This window comes from uncultured Candidatus Pelagibacter sp. (genome assembly GCF_943788075.1).
Taxonomy (GTDB): domain Bacteria; phylum Pseudomonadota; class Alphaproteobacteria; order Pelagibacterales; family Pelagibacteraceae; genus Pelagibacter.
In genome coordinates, this window is record NZ_CALSOW010000005.1 from 53,671 (window position 1) to 74,945 (window position 21,275).

The following is a 21,275-nucleotide window of genomic DNA, read 5'->3' on the forward strand; positions in this document are numbered from 1 at the left end:
TTAACCTTCAGTACCCGTAGATTTTAAATTTATTTTTGAATTATTGCATTCAATCATAGTTTTAGAAGATCTAGCTATAACATTAGAAAAATAATAATCTTTAACATTAACTTTCAATAATTCATCTTGAAATTCATTTTCATCAATTTTATTAGCTTTATCTTCATCGTTAATTTGTTTTTCTTTCTGCAAATTAATATAATTTAGCATGCTGCTTTCTAACTCTTCCTTATCGTTAAACAATTTTCTATTATTCATAAGTTCAGCAAGTTCATTGATTATCTGCCAATCTTCTTTTGCATCACCTGGAGGATAAGAGGCTTTGTATGCTTTTTGAATTTTACCCTCTAAATTGGTAAAATATCCGTCTTGTTCTGTGTAAGCAGAACCTGGTAAAATAATATCAGCTATTTCAGCCCCTTTATCTCCATGACTGCCTTGATAAATAATAAACTCATCTTTCTTATCAAAATTTAAATTGTCTTGACCCATCAAATATACAATATCAAATTTATGATTTTGCAAATCTTCTAATAAATCATTACTTTCATTTATTATTCCAAGATCATAGTTTCCTACTGTTGATGCATCACAAGATAAAATATTAAAAGAATTCCATTCTTCACTAATTTTTTTATTTTGTGTAAGAAAGTTTTTAATACTATTAAAGAAATATTGAGATGAGCCTAAATTTAATAAGGACTCACCAATTATAATCATAGGGTTATTTGCATCAATTATTTTTTTAGAAATTTCATGATTACCATCAAAAATATCTTTTAATGTTTTAGTCTTTCCGTCTAAACTTTCATATGGATAAGTTAAATCTCCCAAATCATTTAGTGAAATAATTTTAGTATTATTATTTAAATAAGATTTTCTTATTCTTGCATTTAAAATTGTTGCTTCGTATCTAGGATTAGTTCCAATTAAAAAAATTAAATCAGACTCTTCAATACCATTTATAGTAGAGTTAAATAGGTAATTTTCTCTTTTTCTGATATCTATAAATCGATTATCTGATCTGGACTCATAATTTTGTGAGTCTAAAGTTCGATCAAAAAATTCTTTAAAAATATATCCAGTTTCCATATTGGTAAGATCTCCAACAAAACCACATACTTTTTCTTTAGATGTATTTTCAAATTTAGACTTTATAATTTTATAAACTTCTTCCCATGAAGCTTTTTCAAATTTACCATTATATTTTATAAAAGGTGTATCTAATCTTTGATTTAGTAAACCGTCACAAGCATATCTTGTCTTATCTGAAATCCATTCTTCATTAATGTCCTCGTTTATAATTGGCAATACTCTTTTTACTTCCCAATCATAAGTATCAACTCTTATATTTGAACCAATAGCATCCATAACATCTATGGTCTCTGTCTTTTTTAGTTCCCAAGGTCTTGCTTCAAACACATATGGTTTTGATGTTAGTGCTCCAACAGGACACAAATCTACTACATTGGCTGATAGCTCTGATTGCATTGATTGTTCTAAATATGTTGTAATTTGCATATCTTCACCTCTGCCAATAGCTCCAAGCTCTGGCACACCAGCGACTTCGGTTGCAAATCTTACGCAACGAGTACAATGTATACATCTAGTCATTTGAGTTTTAATTAAAGGACCCATGTTTTTTTCAGGAACTGCTCTTTTATTTTCTTTAAATCTTGATTTATCTACACCGTAAAACATAGATTGATCCTGAAGATCACATTCTCCACCTTGATCACAGACTGGACAATCTAACGGATGATTGGCAAGTAAAAATTCCATCACACCTTTCCTTGCTTTTTCAACAAAAGCTGTATTTGTTTTGATATTCATACCTTCTGCTGCAGGCATTGCACATGAAGCAACTGGTTTAGGAGACTTTTCCATTTCAACTAAACACATTCGACAGTTTCCAGCTATTGAAAGTTTTTCATGGTAACAAAATCTTGGAATTTCAACTCCAGCTTTTTCACATGCTTGAAGAACAGTCAAACCTTCTTCAACTTCTATATCAATGTTATTTACTTTTAATTTAAGCATTTTTTTTATCTAACAAATGTTGGTCTACTAAATAAGGAATTGTATTTTTTTTCTCTACTATAAGATCTAAATTGTTTCTTTCCTCTATCTCTTTTTTAAAATGTCTTAAAAGACCTTGCACTGGCCATGAAGAACCTTCTCCAAACGCACATATTGTGTGACCTGCGATTTGATTTGTTACATCACCTAGCATATCAACTTCGTCTTTTGTTGCTTCACCTTTTGCCATACGTTCTAACATTCTCCACATCCATCCAGATCCCTCTCTACAAGGAGTACACTGACCGCAACTTTCATGTTTGTAGAACCTAGCAATTCTTGCCATACATTTAATAATGTCTTGATCTTTATTTATCACAACTATACCAGCGGTACCTAGTCCACTTTTTTCAGCCATCAAAGAATCAAAATCCATAGTTAATGTTTCACATTTTTCTTTAGGAATAAGCGGCATTGACGATCCACCTGGAATTACAGCTTGCAGATTGTCCCAACCTCCAATTACCCCACCAGCATGAACTTCTATTAATTCTTTTAATGGTATATTCATTTCTTCTTCAACATTACATGGATTATTTACATTTCCTGAAATACAAAAAATTTTAGTACCTGTGTTTTTTTCTCTTCCTAAAGAAGCAAACCACTCTCCACCACGTCTTAAAATGGTAGGCACAACTGCTATAGTTTCAACATTATTAATAATTGTTGGGCACCCATAAAGACCAATTAAAGCTGGAAATGGAGGTTTTAATCTTGGTTGACCTTTTTTTCCTTCTATACTTTCAAGTAAAGCTGTTTCTTCACCACAAATATAAGCTCCAGCTCCATAGTGAATATAAATATCTAAATCCCATCCTGTGCCAGCAGCATTTTTACCAATTAACTTTTTTTCGTAAGCTTCATCTATCGCAGCTTGCAGTTTTTGACCATCAACAAAATACTCACCTCTAATATAAATATAACAAACATGAGCTTGAACAGCATATGAAGCTATTAAACAGCCCTCTATTAATTTATGAGGTTCAAATCTTAAGATATCTCTATCTTTACATGTGCCTGGTTCAGATTCATCACCATTAATCACTAAATAATGAGGTCTCGATCCAACTTCTTTAGGTGCAAAAGACCATTTTAAACCTGTTGGAAATCCAGCACCACCTCTTCCTCTTAATTGAGAAGTTTTCATCTCATTAATTATCCAATCTCTTCCTTTGTCAGTTAAATCTTTAGTATTAACCCAATCACCTCTTTTTTGAGATGAAGAAACATCTGAACCCAAATCATTGTAAAGGTTTTGAAAAATTCTATCTTTATCTTTAAGCATTCTTTAAATCCATTAATGTTTTTCTGTTGTTTTCAGGTTGATTACTCACACGACCTCTGTAAGAACCTGGTTTTGGTGTTTCACCATTTAAAATTTTCTCTAAAATCTCTAATGTTTTTTCTTTATCAAGATCTTCATAATAGTCATCATTAATTTGCATCATCGGAGCGTTTACACAAGCTCCTAAACATTCTACTTCCATCCAAGAACAGCTCTTGTCATTTGATAACTCCGATTCATTTTCAGAAATTTTTTCTTTACAGGCTTCAACAAGTTTATTAGCTCCCCTGATCATGCATGGGGTAGTTGTGCAAACTTGGACAAAAAAATTTCCTACAGGAGATAAATTGTACATCGTGTAAAATGTAGCTACTTCATAAACTTTGATGTATGGCATATCTAAAAATTTAGCTATATACTTCATGGCTACTAGAGGTATCCAATTATCGTTTTGTTTTTGGGCAATATAAAGTAAAGCCATAACAGCGCTTTGCTGTTTACCTTTGGGATATTTTGAAACTATAGCATTTGCAGCTTCTAGAGATGACGAATTAAACTCAAATGTTTCTGGCTGTTCTTTTGCAGGTCTTCTTAAACTCATCTATCCACCTCTCCAAATACGATATCCAAAGACCCTAAAACTGCAGGAACATCAGCTAACATATGACCTTTAATCAAATAATCCATTGATTGAAGATGAGAAAAACCTGGCGCTCTAATCTTACACTTATAGGGTTTGCTTGATCCATCTGAAATCAAATAAACTCCAAATTCACCTTTGGGAGCTTCTACAGCTGTATAAATTTCGTCTCTTGGAACTCTGTATCCCTCAGTGAAAAGTTTAAAATGATGAATCAAGGCCTCCATTGATTGTTTAATTTCTTTTTTTGATGGTGGACTTATTTTTCCATCTAATGATTTGATTGGTCCTTTTTCCATTTTTGCTAAACATTGTTTTATAATAGAAACACTTTCCTTCATTTCCTCAATTCTACATAAATATCGATCGTAACAATCACCGTTTTTTCCAACAGGTATTTTAAAATCTAGTTGATCATAACACTCATAAGGTTGAGATTTTCTTAAATCCCAAGGTACTCCAGATCCTCTAACCATCACTCCTGAAAAAGAATAATCTAGCGCATCCTCTTTAGTTACGATTCCAATATCAACATTTCTCTGCTTAAAGATTCTATTATCGGTTAACAAACTTTCAAGATCATCTATAATTTTTGGAAATGTTTGGCAAAATTTTGAGATATCACCTTCTAATCCATGAGGTAGATCTTGATGAACACCACCAGCTCTAAAATAATTTGCATGTAGTCTTGAACCAGAGGCTCTTTCATAAAAAGTCATTAGCGTTTCTCTTTCTTCAAACCCCCACAATGATGGCGTTAATGCACCGACATCAAGTGCTTGGGTGGTAACATTTAAAATATGACTTAGAATTCTTCCTATTTCACAAAAAATTACTCTTATATATTGTGCTCTAATTGGTACATCAATATCTAATATTTTTTCAATAGCTAAAGCAAATGCATGCTCTTGGTTCATGGGTGCAACATAATCTAGTCGATCAAAATAAGGTACGGCTTGCATATAAGTTTTGTTTTCAATTAACTTTTCAGTTCCTCTATGAAGCAAACCTATATGTGGGTCAGCTTTTTCAACAACTTCTCCATCAAGTTCTAAAATCAGTCTTAAAACTCCGTGAGCAGCTGGATGCTGAGGTCCAAAATTTAAATTTAAATTTTTAATTTTTTTTGTCATTATTATCTATTTCTTCTTTAATATATTTTGTTCCTTCCCAAGGACTTTCATAGTCAAAGTTTCTGTAATTTTGCTCTAATTTGACTGGCTCACTAATAACTTTTTTCTGATCCTCGCTATATCTGACCTCACTATGTCCGGTTAAAGGGAAATCTTTTCTTAAGGGATGGCCTTCAAATCCATAGTCTGTTAATATTCTTCTAAGGTCTGGGTGGTCTTTAAATGATACCCCGTACATATCAAAAACTTCTCTTTCCATCCAATTTGCAGCAGGAAAAATGCTTGTTAATGATGGAATAACTTCGTTTTCATTTATTAAATATGTTAAAATAATTCTTTGATTAAATTCATGACTTAAAAATAGATAAACGATTTTAAATCTCTGTGTATTCTCTGGATAATCAACAGCAGTGATATCAATTAGTTGTCTAAATTTAGTTTCCTGATTTGTTTTTAAAAAAAGAGTTACATCGATCAAATCATCTTTATCAATTTCAATATATAGTTGATTATGTTTAATTTCAGTAGCATTGATTTTAGTTGTCAATTCTGAATTTATTTTTTTTTCTAAATCTTCTAAACTCTTCATATCTACCTAATAAATGAACCTTTGTTTCTAATTTTTTTTTGTAATTGAAGTATACCGTACAACAAAGCCTCTGCTGAAGGTGGACATCCTGGTACATAAACATCAACTGGAACAATTCGGTCACATCCTCTAACGACTGAGTATGAATAATGATAGTAGCCTCCTCCATTTGCACAACTGCCCATTGATATTACATATCTCGGTTCAGGCATTTGATCGTAAACTTTTCTTAAAGCTGGCGCCATTTTATTTGTAAGAGTGCCAGCAACAATCATGACATCAGATTGTCTTGGCGATCCTCTTGGTGCAGCACCAAATCTCTCTAAATCATATCTTGGCATAGCAGTTTGCATCATCTCAACGGCACAACAGGCAAGACCAAAAGTCATCCAGTGTAACGAGCCTGATCTAGACCAATTAATTAAATTATCTAATGAAGTTGTTATAAAGCCATTTTCACTAAAATCTTTAGCGAGCTGTTTGAATTCATTTGGTACTTGATCTATTTTATTATTCATTGTGGTAAATTTTTTATTCCCAATCTAAAGCGCCTTTTTTCCATTCATATATAAAACCAATTGTTAAAATGAATAAAAAAATCATCATTGAAGAAAATCCTAATAAACCAATACTGCCAAGAGAGATTGCCCAAGGGAATAGAAATGCAATTTCTAAATCAAAAATGATAAATAAAATAGCTACTAAATAAAATCTAACATCGAATTCCATTCTAGAGTCTTCAAAAGGTTCGAATCCACACTCATAAGCAGATAATTTTTCTGGATCTGGATTTTTTGGTGAGAGTATAAAATTTATAATCACAAAAGCACAACTAAGTCCTAACGCTATAATTAAAAATAGAATAATTGGTAAGTAATCTTTTAAAAATTCAGATAACATGGTGATCTATATACCAGTTTTTATCCTTTGTTGAAGAGCTGTTACGTCACATTTTAATTGATATTCACAGAGAAAATCATGAAAAGTGGCGGGAGTGAAGGGACTCGAACCCTCGACCTATCGCGTGACAGGCGATCGCTCTAACCAACTGAGCTACACCCCCACTTTTAATATTTTGGTGGGTAGTAAAGGACTCGAACCTTTGACCCCCTCGGTGTAAACGAGATGCTCTACCAACTGAGCTAACCACCCACAAAATAAGGCTACTTATTACATCAACAGTTTAATAAAGTAAATTAATTATTATTGAATACTAGCTTGAGATTTATCGTCTTTTTTAGATATATCGACTTCAACCCACTCAGTTCTTTTAAGTTCTTTTGTTAAAGCTACTTTTAAAACTTGATCAGCATATTCAACTGGTGTTATTTTGATATCATCAATAATTTTCTTTGGCATATCAACTAAATCTTTTTCATTTTCTTTTGGTATTAATACTTCTTTAATACCAGCTCTATGAGCTGCTAAAAGTTTTTCTTTTAAACCTCCAATTGGCAACACTTGTCCAGTTAAAGTAACTTCACCAGTCATTGCAACATCTCTTCTAACAGGAATTCCAGTTATTGATGAAACAATAGAAGTTACCATACCAATTCCTGCTGATGGACCATCTTTAGGAGTTGCACCTTCTGGTACGTGGATGTGAAAATCTTTTTTTTCAAATAAAGGAGGAATTATTCCATATTCTAAACATTTTGATCTTACGAAAGACTTTGCAGCTTTAACCGACTCTTGCATCACATCTCCAAGTTTACCCGTAATTTGCATTCTACCCTTACCTGGCATTGTCACGGTCTCGATCTTTAAAATTTCCCCACCATACTCTGTCCATGCTAGTCCTGTTACAATTCCGACTTTATTTTCAGATTCTAGTTCACCGAATTTAAATTTAGCTATACCAAGAAAATCAGATAAATTTTTATTATTTATGTTCACTTCTTTCTCTTCACCAGCAACTATTTTTTTAACAACTTTTCTTGCTAATTTTGAAATTTCTCTTTCTAAATTTCTAACTCCAGATTCTTTTGTATAGCCTCTAATAACTTCTTTAATAATGTCGTTCTCCAATTTCATCTCTTTATCTTTTACACCATTATCTTTAATTTGTTTTGGTAAAAGATATTTGTTTGCGATACTAATTTTTTCATCCTCTGTGTAACCAGCTAATCTTATTACTTCCATTCTATCCAAAAGTGGTGGAAGAATATTTAGTGTATTTGCAGTCGTTACAAACATTACATCAGACAAGTCATAATCAACTTCTAAATAATGATCATTAAAAGTTGTATTCTGTTCAGGATCTAAAGCTTCTAATAAAGCAGATGACGGGTCACCTCTATAATCGTTTCCAATTTTATCAATTTCATCTAATAATATAAGTGGATTTTTTGTTCCAGCTTTTTTCATCATTTGAATGATTTTTCCAGGTAAAGATCCAATGTAAGTTCTTCTATGACCTCTAATCTCAGCCTCATCTCTCATACCACCAACGGACATTCTTACAAATTCTCTATTAGTTGCTTTAGCTATAGATTTTCCCAAAGAAGTTTTACCCACTCCAGGAGGTCCAACTAAACACAAAATTGGTCCTTTAATTTTTTCCATTCTTTTTTGAACTGCAAGAAATTCTATTATTCTTTCCTTAACTTTTTCGAGACCAAAATGATCTTTATCTAAAATATTTAAAGCTTTTGTAAGATCAATATCAACTTCACTTTTTTTGTGCCAAGGAAGTTCTGTCATCCAATCTAAATAATTTCTGACAACTGTTGCTTCAGCGGACATTGGGCTCATATTTTTTAATTTTTTTAACTCCTGAAGGCATTTCTTTTCAACTTCTTTAGGCATTTTAGCTTTGGTGATGGCTTTATTAAGACTAGTCGTTTCATCTTTACCATCTTCAATTTCACCTAATTCTTTTTGAATAGCTTTTAACTGTTCATTTAAATAGTATTCTCTTTGAGTTTTCTCCATCTGTGTTTTAACTCTGCCTCTAATTCTCTTTTCAACACCTATAATACTTGTTTCGTTTTCCATTATCTTAATAATGGCGTTTAATCTTTTCTTCACATCAACTGTTTCAAAGATTTGTTGTTTCTCTGAAATAGTTGCATTGATATGCGATGCAATATTATCTGCAATTTGTGATGGATCTTTAAGCTGTTTAATAGTGTTAATAGTTTCACTTGAAACTTTTTTGTTAATAGAGGTTAATTTTTCTAGTCGTCTTAAAGCAGTAGCTGCAAGTGGGTATAAGTCCTCATCTTTAGCAACAATATCATTATAATGAGCATATTCACATGTTATGAATTTATCATTATCTTTAAAATCTAATATTTTTACTCTTTTAATACCCTCAACTAAAACTTTAACAGTTCCATCAGGTAGTTTTAAAAGCTGAAGAATACTTCCTTCACATCCATACATAAATATGTCTGTTTTTTTTGGATCATCAATTTCTGAATTTTTTTGTGTTACTAGTATTATCTTTTTATCTTTCTTCATTACCTCGTTTAATGCTGAAATCGATTTATCTCTTCCTACAAATAGAGGGATAACCATACTTGGAAACACAACTATGTCTCTTAACGGTAATAATGGTGAAGTGATTTTAACGTCCATGACTATAATATGGATATTATATTTTATATTGCAATAGGTTTTTGTTAGTTATTAAGGATATTAAGCCGCTGATGGCTTATTAGACTTTGATTTAACATCACCTTTTGTATGAACCAATATTGGTTGGGATTGACCTTTAGCAGCGCCTGCGTCAACTATAACTTCTTCTATATTTTCTTGGCTAGGTAAGTCGTACATAGTTTTTAGTAAAATATTTTCTAATATTGACCTTAAGCCTCTTGCACCTGTTTTTTTCTTAATTGCTTTTTGTGCAATTTCTTTAAGCGCGTTTTCTTTAAAAGTTAATTTTGCTCCATCAAGTTTAAATAATTCTTGATATTGTTTAGTTAGTGAATTCTTTGGTTCTTGTAAAATTTTAATTAATGATTTTTCATCTAAATCCTCAAGTGTTGCAATCATTGGAAGTCTTCCTATAAATTCTGGGATTAAACCAAATTTTAATAAGTCTTCAGGCTCAAGTGTTTTCATCCATTCACCAGTTTTTTTGTCTTGTGTATTTTTAACATCAGCACCAAACCCGATTGATGTACCTTTATCTCTTTGAGAAATAATTTTGTCAAGTCCAGCAAAAGCGCCTCCACAAATAAATAATATATTGGTTGTATCTACCTGTAAAAATTCTTGTTGCGGATGTTTTCTTCCTCCTTGAGGTGGAACACTTGCAACTGTTCCTTCCATAATTTTCAATAAGGCTTGCTGAACACCTTCACCAGATACATCTCTAGTTATAGATGGATTCTCTGATTTTCTACTAATTTTGTCAACTTCATCAATATAAACAATTCCTCTTTGTGCTTTCTCAACATTATAGTCTGAGGCTTGTAATAATTTCAGAATTATATTTTCTACATCCTCACCCACATAACCAGCTTCTGTTAATGTTGTTGCATCAGCCATCGTAAAAGGAACATCTAAAATTCTAGCAAGCGTTTGGGCTAACAGTGTTTTACCACAACCCGTAGGACCTACTAATAGTATATTTGATTTTGCAAGTTCTACATTTTTGCTAGTTTTGCTCTCATAATTTAATCTTTTATAATGATTGTGAACAGCTACAGATAAAACTTTTTTTGCATGTGGCTGACCAATTACATAATCATCTAGAACTGAACAAATTTCTTTTGGTGATGGAAGACCGTCTTGATGTTTTACAAAAGTATCTTTGCTTTCCTCTTTAATGATGTCCATGCATAACTCAACACACTCATCACAAATAAATACAGTTGGACCAGCAATAAGTTTTCTTACTTCATGCTGACTCTTTCCACAAAAAGAGCAATAAAGAATATTTTTATTATTAGTAGTCATAATATTTATAACGAATCAATTAGGTTACTTTATTATAGAAGACTCCTACTAATCAAGTTTGGATTGTATCGCATCCAATATATTGTGGTTTAAGATCTTTTTTCTACTACTTCGTCTATTAGGCCAAAGTCTTTAGCAACTTCAGCAGTCATAAAATTGTCTCTTTCAAGAGCAGACTTAACTTCATCTACTGATTTACCCGTATGCTTGGAATATATTTCATTTAATCTTTTTTTTAGTGACGAGACTTCGTTTGCATGTATCTCTATATCTGTCACTTGACCTTGAAAACCTGCTGATGGTTGATGAACCATAACTCTAGAATTTGGAAGAGAAAACCTTTTTCCCTTTGTTCCAGCTGCAAGCAAAAATGAACCCATTGATGCTGCTTGACCAATACATAAAGTTGAAATGTCTGGTTTAACATATTGCATGGTGTCATAAATTCCAAGTCCAGCTGTAACAAGTCCTCCTGGACTATTAATATATAAGTAGATTTCTTTTTTAGGATCTTCTGCCTCTAAAAATAATAATTGAGCTGTAACTAGTGATGCAACATTGTCATTAATTTGACCAGTTAGAAAAATAATTCTTTCTTTTAGTAGCCTTGAATAAATATCATAAGCTCTCTCACCCTTATTTGATTGTTCAACAACCATTGGAACTAAAGTGTTCATATGCTCAGGAATATTTGTAGTCATAAGTTGATTCGTATTAACTTATACAACTTGAGATTACTTTTTGCTAACTTTTTTTACTGTTGGCTTTGGTTTTGAAGCTTTTGGAGGTGATTTTTTTTCTTTTGTAGTTTTAGTTTTGGCTTTCTTTTCTTCCCCATGATCATGTTCGTGATCATGTTTGTTTGCTTCTTTTAAAATTTTTTCTGCTTCTTCTTTGGTGATCTCTTTTTTATTTGGTTTAGCTTTTTCTTTAATTAAATTTAAAATCTTTTCCTCATAAACGGTTCCTCTCAAGCTAGCAACAGCTGAAGGGTTTTTTTGATAAAAATCCATTACCATCTTTTCTTGTCCAGGCATCATTCTTAATTGTTTTTGTACTTCAGCCTGAATTTCTTGTTCAGATACTTGTATTTTATTTTGTTCACCAAATTCATTTAATATTAATCCTGTTTTGATCCTAGTTTTTGCAGTCTCAGTAAATTTAGTTTTGTTTTTTTTAGCTTCTTCTTCATCCATGCCTTGCGAAAGTATCTTAACCTCTTCACTAATTAAATTTTCAGGAATTTCGTCTACTTTAATTTTTTCAATTTCTTTTAATATTTGGTTTTTAGATAGTTGGTCTAATGAATTTTTATATTCATCATTTATTTGTTTTGAAATTAATATTTTTAGATCATTTAAATCTTTTGCACCTAAATTTTTTGCAAAATTATCATCAATTTTTACCTCTTCAGGATTTTTTACATTTAAAATTTTACATTTAAATTTAGCGTCTTTATTAACCAATTCTTTTTCAGGAAAGTTTTCAGGCAAAACTGCATCAACTATCTTTTCATCATCTTTTTTGACTCCAATAAGCTGCTTGTCGAATCCTTTTAAAAATAAATCTTTACCTAGCGTTAATTGAGTATTTTTTCCTTCACTACCTTTAAATTCTTTGCCATCTACTGTAGCTTGATAATCTAATATAACTAAATCACCTTCTTTTGCTTTCGTTTCAGCACTTGCTTCTTTAAAACTAGGCTGATTTTTTGCAATTTCTTTAATTCTTTTGTCTGTTTCGCTGTTGTCTATTTTTACAGAATACTGGTCAAATTTTATACTCTCAATTGACTTAACCTCAACTTTTGGTAATTCTGTAACTGATAGAACATATTCTAATTCTTTATCTTCACCGTAAGTTTTTAAATCTAGTTTCGGTTGACCTGCAGGTTTAATTTTATTTTCTTCAAGAGCTTTTGTAGAAGTTTCCTTTAAAACTTTATCTAAAACTTCACCGAATATTGCTTTACCGAATTGTCTTTTTAAAACTTCCTTTGGAACTTTGCCTGGACGAAAACCCTTAAGATTAACAGTTCCTTTAATCTCCTCGTATTTTTCATCCATATAAGAGCTCATAGTCTCTTTATCGATTAGAACCTTAAGATCTTTATTTAGGCCTTTTATATTTTCTACTGTAACTTTCATATTTTTTTAATGGTAGGGCGAAAAGGACTCGAACCTTCACATCCGAAAATATTGGTTCCTAAGACCAACGCGTCTACCAATTCCGCCATCGCCCCACAAATTACGTGGTTTTATATATTATTGAAACTATTTGTCCAATGACAATTGATGAAAAAATAACTATTTATCTGTAGTAATTTATATTAATTTTAAAAAATATGATAATTTCACCGTGTATTAGTATCTGTAAAACTGATCCCTCAACAGGATATTGTTATGGTTGCGGAAGAAATAACGAAGAAAAAAAGACTTGGAAGCTTGAAGGTACTAGTGATAATTGGAAATCAAATAATTTAGATGAGATTAAAAAAAGACTGAGTGGTTGGCAATTAGACAGCTTCAATGAGTCTTATGAATATAAAATCAATAATGGAATGTCTCTTTTTAAAAAGAGTTTAAAAAATGGATAAATCAACAATTGTAATTATAATTTACATAGCTGGGCTTATATTTGGTGCATTAGTTTTGGACATTTGGAGTGCAAACACAAGTCCTAAAGCTTTAATAGGAATTGGTTGGACAGCACTACTATTAGTAGGACTATTTTTAACAGAAAAAAAAGATAAATAAATTAATCTAATCTTTCTTTTTATTTATTTTTGGTAAAATTTTCTTTTTCGAGTTAAATCTGCTGTTTGTAATATTGCTTCTGTGTTTTGCGTAAGATTGTTTTTGGGCTTGTTTCATTGCTTTTTTTGAAGACATAATATCTTATCTTAATATTCTATTTCAATTGTATCAATAACTTTAAGATCTTTGTTTGAGATGATTATTTCTCCAGATGATGGTGCATAACCTAAAATTTCACTAATAAATACATAATGAGTTACAAATATTAAGTTTTTTTTACCCTCCCAACTTTTAATAAATTTTTTAAAATTTTTTATCTGAGAATTTTTGTTTTGGACAAACTTTGAACTAAAAAAAGAATTTAAAAAATTTTTTGTTTCAAATTCATTAAAAGCAATTAATGCTGTTTCCTTACATCTGCACCATTCACTAGAATAAACTTTATGAATAGAAATGTTATTATCTCTAAATAAAGACCCTATTTTATCAGCTTGTATTCTGCCGGAATCGTTTAAATTACGTTGAGTATTACAGTTGCTAATATCAAAATTAATAGGATCTCCCCCTCCAGGAGCATAAGCATGTCTTATAAAAATTAACTTTCCTTCTTGTTTAAGTTCATTAATCAAATTTTGATTTAAATCTGCTTTAACTGGCGAATTAATAGTTATAAATATTATTAATAAAAAATTTATAAATTTCATTAATGAGTATTAAATTTAAAAATCTTAATAACACAATTATTAAATGTAAAAAATGTCCAAGATTAGTAAAATTTATAAAAAAAATTTCTTCTGAAAAAAGAAAACAAAATATAAACGAAGTTTATTGGGGAAAACCAGTGACTGGATTTGGAGATACTAATGCAAAACTTTTGATATTAGGTCTAGCTCCTGCAGCACATGGGGGAACCAGGACAGGGAGAGCCTTTACAGGTGATAAATCTGGAGAATTTTTATTCAAATGCTTATATAAAGCAAAAATTTCAAATCAACCTACATCCAAAAATTTAAATGATGGTTTGAAACTTAGTTCAACATATATTACTAATATTCTTAAATGTGTTCCACCAGGCGACAAACCTCTAAACAAAGAGCTTCTTAATTGCTCTAAATATTTTGATTTTGAGGCTTCCAATTTAAAACAATTAAAGATTATCATTACTTTAGGTAAGGTGGCTTTTGATAATTGTATAAAATTTTATAAAAGAAAGCATAAGTTGCTTAAAAAATTTCATTTCAAGCATGGAAAATCTTATATTATGCCAGATAATTTAATTATAATGCCCTCCTATCATCCAAGTCCTAGGAATGTAAATACAAAACTAATATCTCAAAAAATGATGATTGATTTATTCAAGAAAGCAAAAAGAATATCTACAATTTGATAGTGTCACAAAAATAGGGTTTAAAATTATCAAAAATTATTTCTGGAACTTTGACTGGTTTACTTTTTGCGTTTACAAAAACTAAATGAACTTGGGCTTCCACAATAACACTATCACCGTTAGTTATGATTTGGTTCATAAAAAAAGATGTTTTGGTAACCGATTTTACAAAAGATCTAATTTTTAATTCATCTTCTAGCTGGGCTGACTTTTTGTATTCTATATTGCATGATTTAACTATAATTAGTGCACCAAATTTTTCTTTAATTTGAATGTTGCTTAATCCAATAGTTGATAGAGCTTCCGTTCTGGCTCTTTCTAAATATTTAAGATAATTTGCATAATAAACAACGCCACCAGCATCAGTATCTTCATAGTAAACTTTTACATTATGATAAAAATTTTCATGCATAATAATATTATATCAAATTATAGAATATTTTAAAACAAACTAAGGTATAAGTAGTTAATGAAAATATATATCATTTGGTTAATTGGAGTTATTCTTTGGAACTTTGGTTTTCCTAATGCGGCACCTATTGCAGATGTAATAGTTGCAATTCTTTTATCTTTTTTAAGTATTGGGTTAAAAAAATATTTAAAGTTATAACTAATTACTCGAAAAATAAATATTTTGAAAATAAGCTATAGATTTCATTTTTGAATTGTCTGTATCAGACATAATTGCTAATCCATCTAGCTCATTAACATCTAAATTGTGAAATTTCTTAAAATCCTCTTTAACATTGGCTTTTACAGTAACCCATTCATTTAAGTTATTCTTAGTGCTAGCTAAAACATTGTCAATTGATTTTTTTGTGTATGGACTAGGTGAGTTAAATCCAACAACATTGTTACTTGAAAAAACGTAATTGATTGCCCTGTTAGATAATGGTGTTGCTCCTGTTTTTTTTATTACAAAAACACGGGCAGCAAAATCATGTCCTTTTTTAGTATTTTCTAAAATGCCAGGCAAATCTTTTTCTACTTTCCATGTAATATTGATAAAAGGAGTCTTGTTTAGATCAATTTTAAATTTTTTTCCAAGACCAGATGCAGCATTATCTGCTACAGCCTTTAAATAATTACTATTTTCATCAGACCCTATTGAGTAATTTGTTTTATTGTCAGCCCCTCTTACTTTTCTAACTTCTAGCTCTAAAAGTTCTGCCTCAGTAAATTCAAATACATTAATTTTATCAGCGTAACTTGGGCTAGAAATAAATAAAATTAAAACTAATAATCTTGCTAAGGTTTTCATATTGAATTAATAAGTAGATCTACCACCACTTATGTCAAAAACAGCTGCCGTTGAAAAAGTATTCTCTTCTGATGAAAGCCAGCAAATTAATGACGTAAACTCATGGATCTCTAAAAATCTTCCTCTTGGAACTTTTGAAAGCATTCTTTGAACATGCTCTTTACTCATTTGATCTAAAATTCTAGTTTTTGCACCAGCGGGTGTTACGGCGTTTACCGCTATATTTTTATCAGCTAACTCTTTACCAAGTGACTTTGTAAGCCCTATAGCGCCAGCTTTTCCTGAACTGTAAGCACTTGCGTTAGCATTTCCATCTTTGCCTGCAACAGAAGCTACATTTACTATTCTTCCATAATTGTTTTCAATCATATTTGGAACAATTGCACGACAACAATTGAAAGTACCAACTAAATTAATTTGCACAATTTTATTCCACATTTCAACATCATATTCCCATAATGGCGCCGTAGGGCCAGTAATTCCAGCATTATTTATTAAAATATCAATTTTGTTTTTTGATGTTATTTCTGAAACAGTTTTTTCTATTTGTGAATAATTTGAAACATCAATAACGTTATAGCTTAGGTTTGAATTATTCACTTCAGCAGCAGCTGACTTAAGCAGTTCTTCGTCTATATCCCATATAATAACTTTTGCACCAGAATCTAAAAATCTTTTAGCAATATCAAGACCAAAACCCTGTCCACCGCCTGTAATTACAGCAGTTCTGTTATTAAAATCATATTTGTTCATTAAAATTATTTTTTAGTTAATAGATAATAAGTTATTAAAGAGATAAATGCACCTATTATCCAAGCAAAAGATTGCAAAAACATTAAATTAGGATTCCAAATAGTAGAAGCTGAGAAAATAAAACCTACTAGTAAAGAGTAAAGACCTTTTATATGCCATCCATTAGAAAAATAATAAATACCACTAGCCTCAGTTGAGTAGATATCTTTGTTGCTAATGGATTGTGATTTGATCAAATAATAATCGGCAACCATGACACCAAATAGTGGGCCAAAAAATGAACTAAAAGTGTCAATAAATGATAAAATCCCAATTTGACTTAATACAGTCACCCAAAAAACACCAATGAAGAAACTAACAATTAATATTATGTAACTCACACTTTTTAAATTTAGAGAGTTAGGAAAAAAATTTATAAGTGAATATTGAGAAGGAATAAAATTGGCTACTAAATTAGTTGATGCTGATGAAATAATAATAAAAAAAATGGCAATTACTGTAATAGATGTATTGTCAATTTTACCAACTATATCAGTTGGATTAGTTAAAATTGAACTTAAATCAAGAAACCTTAAATTTAAAAATACATCTGAACCAATAACTATAAAAACAGAAAAAAAAGAAAAAACAATTAAGTTGGCAATTAAACTTAAATTACCTTTTTTTAGTTCATTTTCATTTTTAACATATCGAGAAAAATCACCAAAAGTAACGATTATAATTGAGAAATATGCAAAAATTGCTCCTGCTACTGACAATAGAGCAAAAATGTTTTCATTATCTAGGAGATTTTCATAATCTAATAATTCAACAAATGCTTGAGAGGTAAGTTTTACATCACTTAATAATACTCCAAAAAAAAATATTATCATTCCTCCATACACTGTAATAGCAGAATAATTAATTAATCTCTTATTAAAATTTATACCCACGCTAAACATTAAAGTTTGAAATAAGATAACAGCACTAAACGAAATCCAATCAATAATATCAATACCAAGTAAAAAAAATAAAAAAATATCTTTGTTTAATAAAGAACTATCAATTGAAAAAATTAAAATTCTAATTAAAAAACCAAAAGCTTTTGACAAAATATACGTTTGTACACCAAACATAAAAATCCCCACTAAGGCTCTTAATAAAGCTAAATATTTTGCTCCTTTAAAACCCAATGAAGAACGTAATAATACGGCAAAGGGTAAGCCAAATTTCTGAGATGGTTTACCAATTAAATTTGAAAAAATATAAACTAGAAATGATCCTAAAATGGTTCCAAAAAACACTACAAAAGTGTTTAAATCATAGACAATATATAATGATGCAATCAAAGAAAAAGCAATAATACTTTGGATGTTTACTCCCCAAAAACAAAACAAATCTTTCCAATTCCAAGTTTTGTAATTAGGGTTAACTGTAACTAAATCCCAATTAGAAAGTGAATATTTAACTTTAGGCTGATTCATTATTGAATAATAAACTAATTAACTATGATACAGTATCTTTTTTTTTAATATTTATAAAATTTCATATGATTGATTTCTTAAAAAAAAATAGTGGTTATTTTGCAATGCTACTAGCTGTAATTGGATTTGGTGCCGGACCACCATTTGTAACTTTAGCACTTAAAGAATTCTATATTATTGACTTATTAGCAGTAAGATTTTTTATTGCTTTCTTATTGATGGTTATTTTTTGTCTAGTAATGAGAGTTGATATCTCAATAAAACAAGTTGGATTAAAACCTTTTTTAATGGGATTATTAAATCCATTTTTAGTTACCTTATCTTTTCATATTGGTCTTTTATTAACTAGTCCAGTTAATGGAGTTGCCATAATAAGTACTTTACCTCTTATGCAGCCGTTTGTTGCAAGAATATTTTTAAAAGAAAAAATCGAAATTAAAGTAATAATTGGTGCATTTATTACTCTAATAGGAACTTATCTCTTACTTACTAGCCAATCAAAATCAGGTGCTGGAAATTATTTAGGTGATTTAATAATTTTTTTAGGAATATTATGCGCTTCTACTAACGAAGTTATTGGAAGACGTTTCATGCAAACAAAGGTCAATCAATTATCAGTTAATACTTTTCAATATTTTACAGGTTTTGTATTATCTTTTTTAATACTGTTTATTATTTGGCCAAACTCTAGTTTTGAATACACTTATCATCTTGAATTTACACCTTCGGTAATGGCAGCTTTAACCTTATCTTTCATAACTTTTGCTGCTTATTTATTTTATAATTATGCTTTAAGAAGAGTTCCGATCGGAAGAATTAGCTTAATGTATCCGCTTACCGGTCCAATTGGTGCAACATCAGCTTGGATAGTAATTGATGCTGAAATTACCTTAAAAATTTTTATATCTTTAGGTATAATATTATTAGGAACTGTTACCCCTTATATTAACAAAAAATAAAAAACTAAGGTGATGGATACATCACACTTGGTAACCATAGTGCAATTTGTGGGAATATAATAATTAAAATTAAACCTATAACTTGAATTACCATAAACTGCATCATTCCAAGATAAATATCTTTTAAATCCCATTGCGGAACAACCCCTTTTAAAAAATATGCTGACAAAGCAACAGGTGGTGATAGCCATGCGGTCTGGAGGTTAACGGCAACTAAAATAGCAAACCAAGTTAAATTAAATCCAAGTTCTTGAACTAATGGTAATAAAATTGGTAATACTATTAATACAATTGGAACCCATTCTAAAGGCCAACCTAGCAAGAAAATTACTGCCATCATAATAGCTAAAACCCAATATTTGTTTATTTCTAATCCAAGCAAATAATCCGTAAGTAGAGATGGTGTTCCAAGTTTAGAAAACACAGCTCCAAAGAAATTTGATGCAGCAACTAAAAACATAATTAAAGCAGTAATTTCTAAAGTTTTAATCATTGCTTCTTTTAAACCTTTGTAAGTAAACTTTTTATAAGCAACAGCTAGTAAGAATTGATCCAAATGCACCCATACCCGCACCTTCTGTAGGTGTTGCTAAACCAAATAAAATACTTCCAAGTGCAAAAAATACTAACGCTGCAGGTGGTACCAATCCCATAAAAAATTCATACCAAACCTTACCCATATTTTTTGGTCTTTCGCTTGCAGGTAAAACAGGTCCAAGTTTAGGGTTTAAATAACATCGCAAAGTTGTGTAGCCAGCATATAAAGATGCCAACATTATTCCTGGAATAATTGCTGCAGCAAACAAATCAGTAACAGGAATTTCAAGTACAGGACCCATTACAACTAACATGATGCTTGGAGGAATAAGTATTCCTAAAGTACCACCAGCACAAATTAAACCTGCTGATAATCTTGTATCATAACCGGATCTAATCATTGTTTTACCAGCCATAATTCCTAAAATTGTAACTGAAGCTCCAACAATACCAGTTGCTGCTGCAAAGATTGTTGATACAAACATTACAGCATAAAATAGTGCACCTCTAGTCTTTGAAAGCATTAACTGTACAGAATTAAACAATCTTTCCATTAAGCCTGCTGACTCCATTAATATACCCATAAATATAAAGAGTGGGACAGCAACCAGAGTACTTTCGGTCATAATCATATTAAATTGAAGTGTCATTAGGTAAAAAACTAATTTACCAAAACCCCAATAACCAAAAACAAGGCCTAAAAATATTAATGTGAATGAAATTGGAAAACCAATAAAAATTGCAAATAACATACAACCAATCATTATTGCTCCAATTAATTCGGGACTGAAAAAATCCATTATGGCCATCTACCTTTCACAAAAGCATAGTAACTTTTTAAAATTTCTGAAAAGCCTTGAACTAAAAGTAAAAATGCACCAATAGGCATACAACTTTTTAAAGGCCACATTATTGGCATCCAAGTTGTGTCCATTGCTCTTTGAATTCTAGTCTTGCCACCTATACATTCCATTAAATCTGATCTTCCACAAATTGATGTGTAAGCGTAATCAAAACTAACCCAGAAAAAAACAAGAAAACCTGGGAAAAAAAATAATAAATATAGAAATAAGTCCACCTTAGCTTGGTTTCTAACTTTCCAATTTCTATATAGAAAATCAGCTCTAATATGAATACCTTTTGATAAAGTGTAAGCAGCACCAAGCATAAAAAATGCTCCAGCTGACATTCTAGTTACATCATAAACCCATAAAGTAGGTCTGTTAAAAAAATGTCTTCCTATAACTTCATAAACCATTGAAAATATTAAAGGGACACATATCCAACAAACAATTTTGCCAGTTAAAAGCATTTTTGCGTCAATAAATTCTATTGTTTTAGCCATCCAAGGAACCATGTCCTTTGGCATTTTTAAACTTGTTCTTCTTTCAGCTATTAACTCATCAGTTATATCTAAAGTTTCTTTTACTTTAGGTGCTGATTTTTTTTTGACCATAAGAAGATTTTTTAATTTTAAGATTTAATTAGATATTAATAAAAAGTGGGGATAAGTCTATCCCCA

The 21,275-nt window shown here is 30.6% G+C and carries 25 protein-coding genes and 3 tRNA genes; 5 read left to right on the forward strand and 23 right to left on the reverse strand.

Going from position 1 to position 21,275, the window contains the following annotated elements:
• From nuoG to Q0X98_RS06320, 14 genes are all read right to left on the reverse strand, one after another.
• The gene (nuoG, locus tag Q0X98_RS06255; protein ID WP_297682145.1) at positions 1–2,040 is read right to left on the reverse strand and encodes an NADH-quinone oxidoreductase subunit NuoG; all 2,040 of its coding nucleotides are present in this window, start codon (positions 2,038–2,040) and stop codon (positions 1–3) included.
• Positions 2,033–3,364 carry an NADH-quinone oxidoreductase subunit NuoF gene (nuoF, locus tag Q0X98_RS06260; RefSeq protein WP_297682147.1) on the reverse strand — a complete coding sequence of 444 codons (1,332 nt, stop codon included), beginning with the start codon at positions 3,362–3,364 and terminating at the stop codon, positions 2,033–2,035. The genes nuoG and nuoF overlap by 8 nt, the downstream gene beginning before the upstream one ends.
• A complete protein-coding gene (gene nuoE / locus Q0X98_RS06265) occupies positions 3,357–3,965 on the reverse strand; it encodes an NADH-quinone oxidoreductase subunit NuoE (protein WP_297682149.1) in 609 nt (202 codons plus the stop codon). Before nuoE ends, nuoF begins: the two co-directional genes overlap by 8 nt.
• Entirely contained in the window at positions 3,962–5,137 is a 1,176-nt protein-coding gene (locus tag Q0X98_RS06270) for an NADH-quinone oxidoreductase subunit D (RefSeq protein WP_297682151.1), read from the reverse strand. Before Q0X98_RS06270 ends, nuoE begins: the two co-directional genes overlap by 4 nt.
• On the reverse strand, positions 5,121–5,726 hold the full coding sequence (locus Q0X98_RS06275) for an NADH-quinone oxidoreductase subunit C (protein WP_297682153.1): 606 nt from the start codon (positions 5,724–5,726) through the stop codon (positions 5,121–5,123). Before Q0X98_RS06275 ends, Q0X98_RS06270 begins: the two co-directional genes overlap by 17 nt.
• Before the next feature lie 2 nt (positions 5,727–5,728).
• Positions 5,729–6,244: an NADH-quinone oxidoreductase subunit B gene (locus Q0X98_RS06280; protein ID WP_297682155.1), complete on the reverse strand. Its 516-nt coding sequence runs from the start codon at positions 6,242–6,244 to the stop codon at positions 5,729–5,731.
• 13 nt (positions 6,245–6,257) lie between these two features.
• On the reverse strand, positions 6,258–6,626 hold the full coding sequence (locus tag Q0X98_RS06285) for an NADH-quinone oxidoreductase subunit A (RefSeq protein WP_297682157.1): 369 nt from the start codon (positions 6,624–6,626) through the stop codon (positions 6,258–6,260).
• An 86-nt stretch (positions 6,627–6,712) separates the two neighbouring features.
• A tRNA-Asp gene (locus Q0X98_RS06290) sits at positions 6,713–6,789 on the reverse strand.
• A gap of 13 nt (positions 6,790–6,802) precedes the next feature.
• Positions 6,803–6,878: transfer RNA gene (locus tag Q0X98_RS06295), tRNA-Val, on the reverse strand.
• Positions 6,879–6,929: 51 nt separating this feature from the next.
• The gene (gene lon / locus Q0X98_RS06300) at positions 6,930–9,308 is read right to left on the reverse strand and encodes an endopeptidase La (RefSeq protein ID WP_297682159.1); all 2,379 of its coding nucleotides are present in this window, start codon (positions 9,306–9,308) and stop codon (positions 6,930–6,932) included.
• A 60-nt stretch (positions 9,309–9,368) separates the two neighbouring features.
• Complete coding sequence (gene clpX, locus Q0X98_RS06305) at positions 9,369–10,637, reverse strand: ATP-dependent Clp protease ATP-binding subunit ClpX (RefSeq protein WP_297682162.1); 1,269 nt, start codon at positions 10,635–10,637, stop codon at positions 9,369–9,371.
• 89 nt (positions 10,638–10,726) lie between these two features.
• Entirely contained in the window at positions 10,727–11,338 is a 612-nt protein-coding gene (clpP, locus tag Q0X98_RS06310; RefSeq protein WP_297682164.1) for an ATP-dependent Clp endopeptidase proteolytic subunit ClpP, read from the reverse strand.
• 33 nt (positions 11,339–11,371) lie between these two features.
• A complete protein-coding gene (tig, locus tag Q0X98_RS06315; protein WP_297682166.1) occupies positions 11,372–12,784 on the reverse strand; it encodes a trigger factor in 1,413 nt (470 codons plus the stop codon).
• A gap of 10 nt (positions 12,785–12,794) precedes the next feature.
• Positions 12,795–12,879 (reverse strand) — tRNA-Leu (locus Q0X98_RS06320).
• A gap of 102 nt (positions 12,880–12,981) precedes the next feature.
• Here Q0X98_RS06320 and Q0X98_RS06325 point away from each other — a divergent pair.
• Positions 12,982–13,233 carry a DUF1289 domain-containing protein gene (locus Q0X98_RS06325; protein WP_297682168.1) on the forward strand — a complete coding sequence of 84 codons (252 nt, stop codon included), beginning with the start codon at positions 12,982–12,984 and terminating at the stop codon, positions 13,231–13,233.
• Entirely contained in the window at positions 13,226–13,393 is a 168-nt protein-coding gene (locus Q0X98_RS06330) for a hypothetical protein (protein WP_297682170.1), read from the forward strand. Before Q0X98_RS06325 ends, Q0X98_RS06330 begins: the two co-directional genes overlap by 8 nt.
• A 6-nt stretch (positions 13,394–13,399) precedes the next feature.
• Here the strand turns inward: Q0X98_RS06330 and Q0X98_RS06335 are convergent, their stop codons facing one another.
• Positions 13,400–13,528 carry a hypothetical protein gene (locus tag Q0X98_RS06335; RefSeq protein ID WP_297682172.1) on the reverse strand — a complete coding sequence of 43 codons (129 nt, stop codon included), beginning with the start codon at positions 13,526–13,528 and terminating at the stop codon, positions 13,400–13,402.
• An 11-nt stretch (positions 13,529–13,539) separates the two neighbouring features.
• Positions 13,540–14,097: a histidine phosphatase family protein gene (locus Q0X98_RS06340; RefSeq protein WP_297682174.1), complete on the reverse strand. Its 558-nt coding sequence runs from the start codon at positions 14,095–14,097 to the stop codon at positions 13,540–13,542.
• A gap of 2 nt (positions 14,098–14,099) precedes the next feature.
• Here Q0X98_RS06340 and Q0X98_RS06345 point away from each other — a divergent pair, with 2 nt between their 5' ends.
• Positions 14,100–14,780 (forward strand): uracil-DNA glycosylase, encoded by a 681-nt coding sequence (locus Q0X98_RS06345; RefSeq protein ID WP_297682177.1) that lies wholly within the window; start codon positions 14,100–14,102, stop codon positions 14,778–14,780.
• Here Q0X98_RS06345 and Q0X98_RS06350 read toward each other — a convergent pair.
• Positions 14,770–15,192 carry a YbgC/FadM family acyl-CoA thioesterase gene (locus tag Q0X98_RS06350; RefSeq protein WP_297682179.1) on the reverse strand — a complete coding sequence of 141 codons (423 nt, stop codon included), beginning with the start codon at positions 15,190–15,192 and terminating at the stop codon, positions 14,770–14,772. The genes Q0X98_RS06345 and Q0X98_RS06350 overlap by 11 nt on opposite strands.
• Positions 15,193–15,249: 57 nt before the next feature.
• Between Q0X98_RS06350 and Q0X98_RS06355 the strand changes: the two genes are divergently transcribed.
• Entirely contained in the window at positions 15,250–15,390 is a 141-nt protein-coding gene (locus tag Q0X98_RS06355) for a hypothetical protein (protein WP_297682181.1), read from the forward strand.
• Here Q0X98_RS06355 and Q0X98_RS06360 read toward each other — a convergent pair whose 3' ends face one another.
• From Q0X98_RS06360 to Q0X98_RS06370, 3 genes are read right to left on the reverse strand one after another with little or no spacing between them, the layout of a single operon-like run.
• Positions 15,391–16,041 (reverse strand): DUF3047 domain-containing protein, encoded by a 651-nt coding sequence (locus tag Q0X98_RS06360; RefSeq protein ID WP_297682182.1) that lies wholly within the window; start codon positions 16,039–16,041, stop codon positions 15,391–15,393.
• A 6-nt stretch (positions 16,042–16,047) separates the two neighbouring features.
• The gene (locus Q0X98_RS06365) at positions 16,048–16,794 is read right to left on the reverse strand and encodes an SDR family NAD(P)-dependent oxidoreductase (RefSeq protein ID WP_297682183.1); all 747 of its coding nucleotides are present in this window, start codon (positions 16,792–16,794) and stop codon (positions 16,048–16,050) included.
• A gap of 5 nt (positions 16,795–16,799) precedes the next feature.
• Positions 16,800–18,257 (reverse strand): cytosine permease, encoded by a 1,458-nt coding sequence (locus Q0X98_RS06370; RefSeq protein WP_297682185.1) that lies wholly within the window; start codon positions 18,255–18,257, stop codon positions 16,800–16,802.
• A gap of 2 nt (positions 18,258–18,259) precedes the next feature.
• On the opposite strand from Q0X98_RS06370, the gene Q0X98_RS06375 reads away from it, so the two are divergent.
• Positions 18,260–19,216 (forward strand): DMT family transporter, encoded by a 957-nt coding sequence (locus tag Q0X98_RS06375; protein ID WP_297682187.1) that lies wholly within the window; start codon positions 18,260–18,262, stop codon positions 19,214–19,216.
• A gap of 4 nt (positions 19,217–19,220) precedes the next feature.
• Here the strand turns inward: Q0X98_RS06375 and Q0X98_RS06380 are convergent, their stop codons facing one another.
• The 3 genes from Q0X98_RS06380 to Q0X98_RS06390 are packed head-to-tail and all read right to left on the reverse strand — an operon-like array spanning position 19,221 to position 21,209.
• Entirely contained in the window at positions 19,221–19,772 is a 552-nt protein-coding gene (locus tag Q0X98_RS06380) for a TRAP transporter large permease subunit (protein ID WP_297682189.1), read from the reverse strand.
• Positions 19,741–20,553: a TRAP transporter large permease subunit gene (locus tag Q0X98_RS06385; protein ID WP_297682191.1), complete on the reverse strand. Its 813-nt coding sequence runs from the start codon at positions 20,551–20,553 to the stop codon at positions 19,741–19,743. The genes Q0X98_RS06380 and Q0X98_RS06385 overlap by 32 nt, the downstream gene beginning before the upstream one ends.
• Positions 20,553–21,209, reverse strand: a complete 657-nt coding sequence (locus tag Q0X98_RS06390; protein WP_297682193.1) for a TRAP transporter small permease subunit — start codon at positions 21,207–21,209, stop codon at positions 20,553–20,555. Before Q0X98_RS06390 ends, Q0X98_RS06385 begins: the two co-directional genes overlap by 1 nt.
• Positions 21,210–21,275 lie beyond the last annotated feature (66 nt).